Annotated in this window: 9 protein-coding genes; 7 read left to right on the forward strand and 2 right to left on the reverse strand. The window is 67.2% G+C overall.

Going from position 1 to position 12,487, the window contains the following annotated elements; all coding sequences use genetic code 11:
• Positions 1–374 precede the first annotated feature (374 nt).
• The 7 genes from AC07M9_RS16735 (at position 375) to AC07M9_RS16765 (ending at position 9,300) form a co-directional block, all read left to right on the forward strand.
• The gene (locus AC07M9_RS16735; protein ID WP_494885237.1) at positions 375–2,924 is read left to right on the forward strand and encodes a TonB-dependent receptor; all 2,550 of its coding nucleotides are present in this window, start codon (positions 375–377) and stop codon (positions 2,922–2,924) included.
• 279 nt (positions 2,925–3,203) lie between these two features.
• Complete coding sequence (locus tag AC07M9_RS16740; RefSeq protein ID WP_494885238.1) at positions 3,204–4,364, forward strand: DUF418 domain-containing protein; 1,161 nt, start codon at positions 3,204–3,206, stop codon at positions 4,362–4,364.
• Between the two features lie 270 nt (positions 4,365–4,634).
• Entirely contained in the window at positions 4,635–5,672 is a 1,038-nt protein-coding gene (locus tag AC07M9_RS16745) for a glycosyltransferase 61 family protein (RefSeq protein ID WP_494885239.1), read from the forward strand.
• A complete protein-coding gene (locus tag AC07M9_RS16750) occupies positions 5,665–6,216 on the forward strand; it encodes a serine O-acetyltransferase (RefSeq protein ID WP_494885240.1) in 552 nt (183 codons plus the stop codon). Before AC07M9_RS16745 ends, AC07M9_RS16750 begins: the two co-directional genes overlap by 8 nt.
• Before the next feature lie 8 nt (positions 6,217–6,224).
• Complete coding sequence (locus tag AC07M9_RS16755; protein WP_494885241.1) at positions 6,225–7,796, forward strand: AMP-binding protein; 1,572 nt, start codon at positions 6,225–6,227, stop codon at positions 7,794–7,796.
• 5 nt (positions 7,797–7,801) lie between these two features.
• Positions 7,802–8,041, forward strand: coding sequence for an acyl carrier protein (locus AC07M9_RS16760; protein WP_494885242.1), 240 nt, complete (start codon positions 7,802–7,804; stop codon positions 8,039–8,041).
• Complete coding sequence (locus AC07M9_RS16765; RefSeq protein ID WP_494885243.1) at positions 8,038–9,300, forward strand: type III PLP-dependent enzyme domain-containing protein; 1,263 nt, start codon at positions 8,038–8,040, stop codon at positions 9,298–9,300. The genes AC07M9_RS16760 and AC07M9_RS16765 overlap by 4 nt, the downstream gene beginning before the upstream one ends.
• 1 nt (position 9,301) lies before the next feature.
• Here the strand turns inward: AC07M9_RS16765 and AC07M9_RS16770 are convergent, their stop codons facing one another.
• Both AC07M9_RS16770 and AC07M9_RS16775 read right to left on the reverse strand, forming a co-directional pair.
• Positions 9,302–9,874: an Lrp/AsnC family transcriptional regulator gene (locus AC07M9_RS16770; RefSeq protein WP_494885244.1), complete on the reverse strand. Its 573-nt coding sequence runs from the start codon at positions 9,872–9,874 to the stop codon at positions 9,302–9,304.
• A 49-nt stretch (positions 9,875–9,923) separates the two neighbouring features.
• Entirely contained in the window at positions 9,924–12,392 is a 2,469-nt protein-coding gene (locus AC07M9_RS16775; RefSeq protein WP_494885245.1) for a zinc-dependent metalloprotease, read from the reverse strand.
• Between the last annotated feature and the right edge of the window lie 95 nt (positions 12,393–12,487).

Genomic DNA, 12,487 nt, shown 5'->3' on the forward strand with positions numbered 1-12,487 from the left:
GCCGCACGTGGCGGATTCGCTACTTCAACTCATGGGAGAAGTATATCTTGGCCGTTCCGTTCCATCCGGCCTTCCACTTATGAATTTTTGAGCCGGCGGCAACCGGCCGGCCGGAGGGGCAACCGCATGGGGCGGAACGAGATTTCCCTCCAGCGATATCGTGTCGCAGAACCACGCGCCCGCTTTTGCGCCGAGAGCGATGGAAAATATGCTCTATATCAATGCTATAGAATAACACTTGCGTTCCCAAGCGGCACGATCTCCTCTTTCCTCCACCCCTTGCGAGCCATGGTGATTCATATCAAACATGGGGGAGAACGGCGTTTCCACCCCGACTCAATGAGGGCGGACCGCATGCCAGGGAGAGAGAGCCGATGAAATCCGTCCACTTACGCATGGTCCTTCTTGCAACAAGTTCGCTGGCGTGGGCCGCGCCCGCCTTCGCGCAGGATGCGCAGAGCGGCGCCAGGGTCAGCATCGGCAGCAACGACATCGTCGTCACGGCCCGTCGCAGCGAGGAACGCCTGCAGGACGTGCCGATCTCGATCACCGTGTTCAACCAGGAGCAGCTCTCCGACCGCAACGTGGTCAACGCGGGCGATCTGGCGACCTATACGCCGTCGCTTTCGTCGAACTCCAACTTCGGGTCGGAGAACACCACGTTCGCGATCCGCGGCTTCGCACAGGACATCGGCACCCTGCCGTCGGTGGGCACCTACTTCGCCGAGGTCGTGACGCCGCGCGGCGCTTCCAACGGCCTGCCCACGGGTGACGGGGTGCTGCCGGGCAGCTTCTTCGACCTCCAGAACGTGCAGGTCCTGAAAGGCCCGCAGGGCACGCTGTTCGGCCGCAACACCACCGGCGGCGCCGTGCTGCTCGTGCCCGAGAAGCCGACCGACGTGCTCGAAGGCTACCTCGAGGGCACCATCGGCAACTACGACACGCGCCGCGTCCAGGGCGCGATCAACATTCCGCTGGCGGACACCTTCAAGATCCGCCTCTCGGGCGACCGCATGGTCCGCGACGGCTACCTCAAGAACCAGAGCGGCATCGGTCCCAAGGACTTCAACGACGTCGACTACTACGCGCTGCGGCTCAGCGTGGTCGCCGACCTGACGCCCGACCTCGAGAACTACCTGATCGCCTCCTATGTCCATTCGGACACCAACGGGCCGATCACCAAGCTCGTCGCGGTCGATCCGACCGAGGGCCTCGGCGGCCTCTTCGCGGGCCAGCTGGCGCGGCAGGGCACCGGCTTCTACAACGTCATCAACCCGCTGGCGAAGTCGTTCAACAAGATCGACCAGTGGCAGGTGATCAACACCACCACGTGGCATGCGTCCGACACCGTGACGGTCAAGAACATCGCCAGCTACGCCGAATACAAGCAGACGATGAACGCGCCGGAATTCGGCCTCGATGCCATCATCGACTTCGGCGCGCTGACCGGCGGGGCTCTGCCGCTCGGCACCTACCATGTGCCCTTCACGCAGATTTCGCCCCCGCCCGGCCTCAAGACCGCCGACCAGTACACCTTCACCGACGAGCTGCAGATCCAGGGCAAGGCGATGGACAATCGCCTCGACTGGCAGGTCGGCGCCTATGCCGAGATCAGCAATCCGCTGGGCTATGCCGGCAGCCAGTCGCCGTTCCTCGCCTCGTGCACCGACCAGGGCGCGAACTTCCGGTGCAACGACCCGATCGGCCTGCTCACCTATCTCGGCGCGGTGCAGCAGGTGATCGCGGCGGGCGGCAACCCGGCGCTGGTGCCGCCGATCCACGTCGGATCGGTCAACTACACGGTCGGCAAGACGTTCTTCCAGGATTACGGGCTCTACGCGCAGGCGACCTATGCCCTTACCGACCAGCTCAAGCTGACCGGCGGCTTCCGCTACACCTGGGACAAGCAGCGCAACTCCAGCCTGCGCCAGACCTACACGCTGGCCTATCCGCCGTCCTACGGCCCCTTCCCCAGCCTGCCGGGCGCGCCCAACCCGCGCTGCACCGATCCCACCTCGACCGCCGACGGCTGCGTGGTGGAACTGCACCAGAAATCGAGCAAGCCGACCTGGCTGATCGACCTCGACTACAACCTGACGCCCGACGCCATGGTCTACGCCAAGTATGCACGCGGCTACCGCGCCGCCACCATCGCGCCGAACGTGGCGGCCCCGCTCAACCTGGTCGCACCCGAAAAGGTCGACAGCTTCGAACTTGGCTTCAAGAGCAGCTTCCACGGGTCCGTCAACGGCACGCTCAACCTCGCCGCGTTCTACAACGACTTCGCCAACCAGCAGCTTCAGGTCGGCTTCAATGCCGTGCCCGGCAGCGGGCAGGCGTCGACGGCGGCGCCGGTCAACTCCGGCAAGTCCGAGATCTACGGTCTCGAGGCCGAGGCCACGCTCAACCCGTTCGAGGGCCTCGCGCTCGCCGCCAGCTACACCTACCTCCACACCGAGATCAAATCGGTGCCGGAAGCGCTCTATACCTACACCGACCCGAACTTCACGCTCGCCGCGCCGTTCGAGCCGGGCGATCCGGAAGTGCTGTCACCCAAGCACAAGTTCACCGTCTCGGCGAACTACACGCTGCCGCTGGACGAGAGCATCGGCCGGGTTTCCTTCGGCGTGGCCTATACCTACCGCACCAAGATGCTGGTCAACTACATCGACCGCGAGAACCCGAACCCGGCGATCGCCGCGTTCAGCACGCTGCCTTCGCTCGGCCTGCTGAACCTCAACTTCGGTTGGGATTCGATCGCCGGCGCGCCGATCGACCTCTCGCTGTTCGCGACCAACGTGACCAAGGAAAAGTACTATAGCTTCGCCTCTGGCCTGGGCTCGCCGGAAGTCGGCTTCGAAGTCGCCTCGGTGGGTGAGCCGCGCATGTACGGCCTGCGCCTGAAGTACCACTTCGGCCGCTGACCACCGCCGAACCGCAGGAACCGCCGCCGACGGGGGCGGCAGGGGAGGGATGCCCGGGCGCCCTCCCCTGCCCATCGGCGCACCGCCCGCACCTCGATATCCCACTGAAATGCATTGTTTAGGCAGGTGCGGATGAAATCGAGGGGACAATATTACCAATATCCTCGCCGCTCTCCAAAAACGTACAAGTGTCGAACCTGAACTCCTACGGGCGGGAGCGGCATGTCTCGCACCACTATTCCTTCTCAGAAAACCGAACGCCTGCAGATCGTCGATGTCGTGCGCGGGTTCGCGCTGTCGGCGCTGTTTCTCGTGCATATGCTGGAAGGCTATGAGCTTTACTGGATCCATCCCGATCCCAGCTGGGCCAGCAAGGCCGTGTTCCTGCTCTTCATGGGCAAGTCCTTCCCGTTGCTGTCGATAGGGTTCGGCTTCAGCTTCTACATGCTGATCGATCGACCCGGAGCGAAGACGTCCCGCAATTCCCTGTGGTTCGCCTGGCGCCTCGTCATTCTCGAATTGATCGGCTGCGCCCATGCCATGATCTATTCCGGGGACATCATCGAGGTGCTGGCCACCCTTGGGCTGCCCCTGCTGCTGATCGCCAGGATCAGGGGGAAGCGCACACTGGTCGCCATCGCCATCGTATGCTTCCTGCAACCCCTGCAGTGGTGGGACATGGCGATCGCCGGACCCGGCATCCTGTCGGCGCCCTTGTCCGTGGGCGGCAATTCGGGCGTGTCGGCATACCTGCACGGAGGCCTGATGGAAGTCATCCGCGCGAACATGTGGGCCGGGCAAGTGACCAAGTGGCACTTCATGCTGGTGTCGGGGCGCATCTCCCAGATTCTCGGACTGTACATAGTCGGCCTCGTACTGGGCCGCGCCAATTTCTTTGAGCGGCTGACAGAGCTGCGCCGGGCCAGAATCCTTGCGCTCGTCGGCGGGCTGGCGCTGGTGCTCATCCTCCACTTCGGCCGTGCAAGGCTGCTGCATGAAGCTGCGGGAACGGAGGCGGCAGGCATCCTCGGCGCCATCCTGGAAGGCTGGGAAGACCTCGCCGCCACGATGTGCTGGGGCCTGGCGCTCTGCAGCCTGTGGCAGAGTTCCGCTCGCGTTCTTCTGGGTCCCCTCGCCAATGTGGGCCGCGCGACGCTGACGCTCTACATCATGCAGTCGGTGATATTCATTCCCCTGCTCTATCCGTTCGGCGCCGGCCTTTTCGCGGCCTGGGATGGGCCGACGCGGCTGTTTGCCGGACTGGGGGCGATCGCGGTCCAGATCGGCGTGGCAAACCTGTGGTTCCTGCGGTTCCGCTATGGGCCGATCGAGTGGGTCTGGCGGGCCGCGACGGACCTGCGGACGGACATCCCGTTCCGACGCGCACCTGCCGCGCCGAGGCTGCCCGCGCTCGACATGCAACCGACGCCCAGCAGCTAGGGCGCTGGCCGAAGATCGGGATGCGGCCGGCGAGCCGCCTCGCATCCCGATGGAGCCGGGCGCCCCGGCATCCCCAATTTCCAGATGGCCCTTCGCACCGCCAACTATCCCGTCCCCATGCGAGCGGATACGCATCGCACCGCAGTTGTGGAAGGGTTGCGTCACCATTTTCATTTCGTACTGGTGACTTACCTTGGTTTCATCCTGCCGTTCCAGCACCGGTCTCCCTGCCCGCCGGCACGCGCCGTGGCGTTGAGCGGGCAGAACCAGATGCTGCGTCCCTTCCTCCGTCCTGGACTGCACGGCGTGTCCCGCCTGATGGGCGCGAAGCCGCGGGACGTGCTGGCCCGGGCGGCGGAGCAGTGGGAGATCGCCCCTGCGAGCGTCGTCCACGTCCGCCCGGCACTGGTCGCCCCCGGCCAGCTCGAGCGCATCCGGGGGTCGGAGTTCGGCTCGGTCGAGGAAGTGCTCCGGGACTTTCGCGGCGGCTTCGATTCGGCTCAGGCGCCCACGCTCGGCTACTGCATCCGGAACGTCCTGCTGATGGACGGCATGCTCCATGCGGGCAATACGGCGCGCCATCTGCGCCAGGGTGCGGGTCGGCGGCCGCTGGGACTGGCCCCGCGCGAGGTGTCGCGCGCGGCGATGTACGAAAGCTGGGTCGGCAACCGCTGGTTCGGCAACTGGCTGAGCGACGACTGCCTCACCTACCGGTTGGCCGAAGCCGCCGGAGTGCCGATGGCCACCATGGTCCCCAAGGGGCATCAGTCGGCCTATGAGCGCACGCTCGGCATGACGCCGGTCAGGACGCAGGCCATGCTGTTCGACGAGCTGATCCTGTTCGACGACGGCTCTCACAACGCACACAAGCAGGCCCGCGCGGCGGACCTGCGCCAGCGTCTGGTCGGCAGTGCCCCGGTCCGCCATCCCGGCGTCTTCCTGCAGCGCGGCACGAGCGGCGAGAAGCGCCTGCTCGTCAACGAGTGCGAAATCGCGGAGCATCTGGTGACCCGCCACGGCTTCACCGTGCTCGATCCCACCACGTCCACCCTCGAAGAGATCGTGGCGGTATGCGCGGGCGCCGCGGTGGTGGCGGGCGTGGAGGGGAGCCAGCTGGTTCACGGGCTGGTGGCGATGCCGCCCGGCGCCCGCGCGCTGGTCATCCAGCCACCGACGCGCGCGGTGGCGGTGCTCAAGCTGTTCACCGACCGGCAGCAGCAGGATTATTCGCTCGTGGTGGGGATAGGAAGCGACGATGTATTTCACGCCGACATCGAAGACATCGACCGGACCCTCGATCTTGCCTGACGCCCCCACCGACGACGGCCCCCGGCGCGAGACGGCATGGCAAGTCGTCGCCGCGGACTATCGCCGCCACGGCTCGTCGATCACCAACGGCGCCTTCGTTTCGCTGTGCCTCTACCGCCTGGGGCACTGGGGCCAGGGGCGGCGCAATCCGGTCGCGAGGGGCGCGGTGTCGCGGCTCTACGGGCTGATGAACTTCTTCGTCGCGAACGTCACCAAGATCTGGATCCCGCCCCGCGTCACGATCGGGCGCGACATGCACATCGTCAACAACGAAGGCTCGCTCTCGATCCATCCCGACGTCGTGATCGGCGACCGCCTCGGCGTGATGCACAACGTCACGATCGGCACCAACATGCGCCCCGGCGCCCCGACGATCGGCGACGACGTGTTCATCGGCACCAACTCCACGGTTCTGGGCGCCATCCGCGTCGGCGACCGGGTGCGCATCGCGGCGAACTCGGCGGTGACCACCGATGTGCCCTCGGACTCGATCGTCGTCGGCTCGCCCGCAAAGATCTACCCCAGACTAGGACCGTTCCGGTGAACCCAGACATGCGCCCAGAGATTTGCAGCGTCTTCGACCTGTTCGACCACAACCTGCCGGACAGGGGCGACAAGACCTTCCTCGTCGATCCCGCAAGGTCCTGGACGTACGCCGAAGTCGCCGCCGAGGTCGACCGCGTCGCGGCGTTCCTGACGACGCGGGGCGTGCTGCCAGGAGACCGCGTGGCCGTGCAGGTCCGCAAGGGCATGCGCGAGGTCGCCGCGATGCTGGCGGTCAGCAGGATCGGCGGCGTGTTCGTCAACGTCAGCACCGCCTGGACCGCCGAGCAGCTGCTCTACGTCGTGCAGGACAGCGGCGCGCGGGCGGCGATCCTGGAGCCCGCCGCCGCCTCGGCGCTGGGCGATGGCCTTGCAGGCCTGACCGTGCTCGCCACCGGACCCGGCGCCGCGGCACCCTGCTGGCACGACCTGCCCGATGCGCCCGGCTGCGCGGCGCACGCCGGCGCTGAAACCGACCTTGCCGCGATCATCTACACCTCGGGCTCCACCGGCAAGCCCAAGGGCGTCATGCTCAGCCACCGCAACGTGGTCTGCGGCGCGGTTTCGGTGGCATCCTATCTTCAGCTGCACGCGGGCGACAGGCTGCTGAGCGTGCTGCCCTACAGCTTCGACTACGGCTTCAACCAGCTTACCACGATGATGCTGGTCGGCGGGACGGTGGTGCATCAGCCCGTGGCGATGGCGACCGAGATCGTGCGGGCCATCCGCGAGCATGCGGTCACCGGCCTTGCCGCGGTGCCGCCGCTGTGGATCCAGTTCATCCGCCTGCTCGACGCATCGCCGCAGGCCCTGCCCTCGCTGCGCTTCATCACCAACTCGGGCGGCAAAGTCCCGCCCAGCATTCTCGAGCGCATGCCCGAGGTGCTGCCGGGCGTGCGCATCTACCTCATGTACGGATTGACGGAGGCGTTCCGCTCCACCTTCCTGCCGCCGGAAAAATTCGCGCGGAAGATGGGCTCGATGGGCCAGGCCATCCCGAACGCGGAAGTCTACGTCATCAAGGAGGGCGCCGGCATCGCCGCGCCGGGCGAGCAGGGCGAACTCGTCCATCGCGGGCCGCTGGTGAGCCAGGGCTACTGGAACCGCCCCGAGGCCACCGCCGAGAAGATCAGGCCCTGCCCCGAGCTGGCGCCGCTCATCGGCGACGAGCCCGTCGTCTACAGCGGCGACATCGTCAGGATCGACGAGGACGGCGACCTGTGGTTCGTCTCCCGCCGCGATGCCCTCATCAAGAGCAGCGGCTTCCGCATCAGCCCGGACGAGGTGGAGGACCTCGTCCACCGCAGCGGCATGGCGACCGACCTCGTCGTGTTCGGCGTCGCGGACGACCTGCTGGGGCAGAGCGTCCACATCGCCGCCACGCTCACGCCGGGTGCCACGCGCGACGGACTGCTGGCCTACTGCCGCCGCGTCATGCCCGCCTACATGGTCCCGCGCGCCATCCACGTCTGGGACGCACCGATGCCCCGCACGGCGAGCGGCAAGCTCGCCCGGCCCGACGTGGTGCGGGCCTGCACCGTCCCCGCCGCCCCAAGCCCGCAAATCTCTCTCCAGGAGTGAACGACGTGCCTTTCACCACCGACAAGATCATCGAGCAGCTCCACGCCCTTTCCGGCTTCGACGGCCCCGTCGATGCGCAGACGCCGCTGTTCTCCTCCGGCGCGCTGGATTCCATCGCCATGATTTCCCTGATCGCCTTCGTGGAACAGGAACTCGGCATCGAAATCCGGGCCGACGAGGTCACGCTGGACAACTTCGACACCGCCGAGAGGATCAGCCGTTTCGCCCTCGAGCGAGCCGCATGACCCTCGATCGCGACGCCTGGCTGGCGGCGGCGGCGGACCAGTTCGGAACACCCGCCTTCGTCTATTTTCCGGGCGACATCGCCGCCCGGATCGACGAGATCAGGACTGCCTTCGACGGCCGGCTGGCGCTCAGTTTCGCCGTCAAGTGCAACCCCAACCCGGCGCTGCTGCGCTGGATGGTCGGCAGGATCGACCTGCTCGACGTGTCGTCGATCGGCGAATTCCGGCTCGCCCTCGAAGCGGGGTGGGACCCCGCCCTCGTCAGCTTCACCGGGCCAGCCAAGCGGGAGTTCGAGATCAGGGAAGCGGTCCTGGGCGGGATCGGCCTGCTGGTGCTGGAATCGCTGCGCGAGGCGCGCATCGCCAGCGAAGTCGCCTGCGCCGCCGGACGGGTCCAGCCGGTGCTGCTGCGCGTCGCCCCCGACAGCGTGCCGCGCGGCTTCGGCGACCAGATGGCGGGGCGTCCCAGCCCCTTCGGCGTGGACCTGCCCGATGCCCCGGAAGCGCTGGAGCAGATCGCCGCGATGCCGGGGCTTCGGATCGCGGGGCTGCACATCTATTCAGGCACCCAGTGCCTCAAGCCCGACGCCATCGTCGAGAACTACCGGGGCTTCCTCTCCATCTTCGCGGACCTGTGCGAAAAGGCCATGCTGACGCCCGAAAGCCTGGTGATGGGCGCGGGCCTGGGCGTGCCCTATCACGACGGTGACACGGCGCTATCGCTGGCCGGCGTGGCCGATGCGATCCTCCCGGATATCGCCCGCTTCCGCTCCGACCCGCGCTTCGCCGGGGCGAAGATCAAGCTGGAACTGGGGCGCTATCTGGTCGGCGAGGCCGGGTTCTTCCTCGTGCGCGTCGTCTCGATCAAGCATTCGCGCGGCGTGCGCATCGCCATCTGCGACGGCGGCATGAACAACCACCTGCCCGCCTCCGGCCATTTCGGCATGGTGATCCGCCGCAACTACAGCATGCACCGCGTCGGCGGCGGCGAGGGCATCGAGCCGGTGGACCTCAGCGGGCCGCTCTGCACCTCGATCGACAGGCTGGGCAGCCAGGTGCCGCTGCCGCCGCTGGCGGAAGGCGACGTGATCGCGGTCCACAACAGCGGCGCCTACGGCCTTACTGCCAGCCCCATCCACTTCATCAGCCACGCGCCCCCCGCCGAGCTGATGCTGCTGGATGGCGTGCTGCACGATGTCTCCCGCTGCTTCGCGCCGACTTCGGCTCCCGAAAGCAGGAGCCTCGCTGCGGCCGAATAAGTCAGCGGTGCGCCTGCAGGATCGCGGGCGCAATCTGGCGGTTCGCGACTTCGCGCAGGACGAAGCTGCTGCGGATGCGGGCGACGTGCGGCAGCACCGACAGTTCCTTGCGGTAGATCATGTCGTAGTCCTCCAGCGACTGCACGTTCAGGATCATCAGGAAGTCGGTGTCTCCTGTCACGAAGGCGCAGAAGCGCATCGAGGGGCTTTGCAGGACGGCGCGTTCGAAGTCCTGCAGCACGTTCTCCGCCTGCGACATCAGCTCGATCGACACCACCACGAGCGTCCCATACCCCAGCGAGCGCACGTTGAGGTTCGCCGAATAGTGCGTGATGTAGCCGGTTTCCTCCAGGATCTTGCGCCGCCGGGCGACCGCCGTGCTGGACAGGTGGACGTTGTCGCCAAGCCAGACGTCCGATGCGCGCCCCTCGGTGACGAGCGCGCGCATCAGGCGGAAGTCGGTGTCGTCGAGTTCGTGCTGGATGGGCCGGCTTCGCGCCGGTTCGAGCCAGTTCAATCGGCCTGACGGCATGTCCATGTTGCTTTGCGCCCCCTTTTTCGTTTTCAGAACCATAGTGCCGCAAGCCTCCGCGATTTCAAACGCAACAGGGCGAAAGGAGCGATCAGTTCGGCAGGACGTCGTCGAACCACCCGGTGTCGCCGATCGGCATGCCTGCCGGGATATCCGGCCTGGGTCGCCGCTGCTTGTCGATCTCGGCTTCGAGCCTTGCGGGATCGCCCAAGGTGCCAGCCATCGACACCTGCCACAGTCCCTCCTCGGAACCGCGCCTGGCCTTGGCGAAGCTGCCCGCGATGTCCTTGAGGAAGCCGTCGAGCACCGCCGCCACATCGGCGGGCGTGGCCGGATCGCGCGAGGCGGAGGCAAGCGCGAGCAGCGTCGTCTGCGCGATGCGCCGGGTGATCGCCCGGTCGTGCGCCCCGATCACCGGCCTCAGCTTGTCGAGCAGCGCCATCACGCCCGGCTGCCCGGCGTCGTAGCCGTGCTGGATATGCAGGCGCGTCAGGCGCGTGGGCGCGAGCAGGCTGTCGAGCGTGACCTGCGCGGCGACCTGCGCCGCAACCAGCGGGTCGAACACGGCCGAACCGGCGCCCAGCAGCACTTCCGGATCCGCCTCGGCATCGCTGCGTCCGCTCGTGCCGCTCGAGAGCATCATCGACAGCGGCCCAGGCACCGTCAGTTCGCGCTCCGAGAGCGTCGCGACCATCGCGTCCATCGCTGCCAGCTGTTCGGCTGCGGGGACCGGGCTCGGCGACGGCCTCCCGTCACCCGCCACGGCGTAGTCGTAGCGTACCCCGCCCACGAGCTTGCCGGTGGCGTCGATCGAGTAGCGGTGGAACAGCCAGATCGGCACGAACTTGCGCCGCAGGTTCGACAGCGGCTCACCTGCCAGCAGCACCCCGGGACCGAAGTTGCCGAGCGCTATGCGGCGCACTTCCAGCGTATGCGCGAGGTCGGCGGGCGTGTCCTGCCCCTCGGTCCACATGTTGACGCCGGGGACGGCGAGGTCGGCGGCGCGGCCGTCGATGTCGGTGCCGTAGATCATGCCGGACTTCTCGGCCGCATCGGCCTTGGCGGCGGCGGCCGTGTCGGCATCCATACCCGGGGCGGGTTCTCCGTAAAGCCAGTCGACGGTGAACTTGTCCCATTTGCCGATGCCCGAGGCGTAGGCATCCGCGAGGCTGAGGTTACCATCGGCGATGTCGACCTTGGGGCCGGGGTAGTCCATCACCGAGGCGCGGTCCTGGAGGCTGGCCTTGAAGTTGTGGACGAAGCCGATCGAGTGCCCGACTTCGTGCGCGCCGAGCTGGCTGATGCGCGCCAGAGCCGTGCGAACCGGGTCGTTCGGGCCGCCATTGCCGTTCTGCGCGGTGCCGACGAGGCCCTCGAAGATCGTGATGTCCTGGCGTACCCGAAGCGCGCCCAGCACGACGTTGCCCTTGATGATCTCGCCGGTACGCGGGTCGATGACGCCCCCGCCGTAGGACCAGCTGCGGTTCTGCCGGTCGGTCCAGTTGACCATGCTGTAGCGCACGTCCTGCGGGTCCACGCCGGGCGGCAGGATTTCCACCTTGAAGGCGTCGATGAAGCCGGCGGCGTCGAAGGCGTCGGCCCACCAGCGCACGCCGTCCGCCAGCGCGGTGCGGATCGGCTCGGGCGCGGCGCTGTCGATGTAGAAGACGATCGGCTTCCTGACCGGCGAGCGGGCGGCCGCCGGGTCGGTCTTCTCCAAGCGGAAGCGGTTGGCGTATTCGACCAGCATCGGCGAGCCGAGCGGGGTGCCGAAGTCGTAGACCTGCGTGGCATGGGCGCCCGAGCGGATGTCGAAGCGGCGGGGCTTGAAGCCGGGCTCGGGCAGCGCCACCAGCGAGGAGTGGACCGTGAAGCTGACCGCGCGTCCATCGGGCGCGAGGATATCGAGTTCGCGGCCGGCGCTGTCGGCGGCGAAGGTCTGCACCGTCTCCAGCTCGATGTTGCGCGGGAAGACCTTGATCGAGGCGGTGTCGACCGCGCTGAGCTTTTCCGACAGCCTGTAGCCCTTGGCGCCGGCGCCGAGAGCACCTGCGAGGTCCATGGAATCGGCCATCAGCAGCGGCGTCAGGTCGACCTTGACCGGGCCGGTTTCAGGCGCCTCGCCGACGATCTCCAGCATGGCGACGGTGCTGAACGGGAAGCTGGCGCGCGCGCCGCGGGCGACGCCGGTATCGCCGGTCGCGCGGTAGCGGGGGTTCTCGAAGACGACGGCGACCTTGCCGCCCAGGCGGCGGAAGGCCAGTACCTTGGTGTCGCCCTGCATGCCCCGGTCGATACGGATGCCGGCCGAGCCCAGACCGGTCTTGATCGCCTGCGTGAACAGGTATCGGCCCGAGACGCCCTCCGCGTCCGGCGCGGGAAGCACGAGCAGGACCTTGCCCTTCTGCGCATCCGCCTCGACCGGCAGCAACGCTCCGTCGGGAGACGCGGGGACGCGCACGGGCGCAGCGAGCGCATGCGCGCCGTGCAGCATGGCCAGCGCCGATGCCGCGCCGAGCAGGCATCTGCCGAAGTGTTTGGTGCTTGCTTGTATCGGCATCGGAAAAACAACCCCTGTTCTTGGACTGCCCGCGCAAATGGCTTGCGAAGCGGCCGGTGATGACCTGCCAAGACTAACAGATATCGCAGTGCAGC

It is taken from the genome of Novosphingobium sp. GW821-FHT09E05 (genome assembly GCF_059416165.1).

Excerpts from the sequence above, each read along its gene's own strand:
- AC07M9_RS16735 (WP_494885237.1), top strand. The coding sequence starts at position 375 with ATGAAATCCGTCCACTTACGCATGGTCCTTCTTGCAACAAGTTCGCTG.
- AC07M9_RS16745 (WP_494885239.1), top strand. The coding sequence starts at position 4,635 with ATGCTGCGTCCCTTCCTCCGTCCTGGACTGCACGGCGTGTCCCGCCTG.
- AC07M9_RS16755 (WP_494885241.1), top strand. The coding sequence starts at position 6,225 with ATGCGCCCAGAGATTTGCAGCGTCTTCGACCTGTTCGACCACAACCTG.
- AC07M9_RS16765 (WP_494885243.1), top strand. The coding sequence starts at position 8,038 with ATGACCCTCGATCGCGACGCCTGGCTGGCGGCGGCGGCGGACCAGTTC.
- AC07M9_RS16770 (WP_494885244.1), bottom strand. The coding sequence starts at position 9,874 with ATGGTTCTGAAAACGAAAAAGGGGGCGCAAAGCAACATGGACATGCCG.
- AC07M9_RS16775 (WP_494885245.1), bottom strand. The coding sequence starts at position 12,392 with ATGCCGATACAAGCAAGCACCAAACACTTCGGCAGATGCCTGCTCGGC.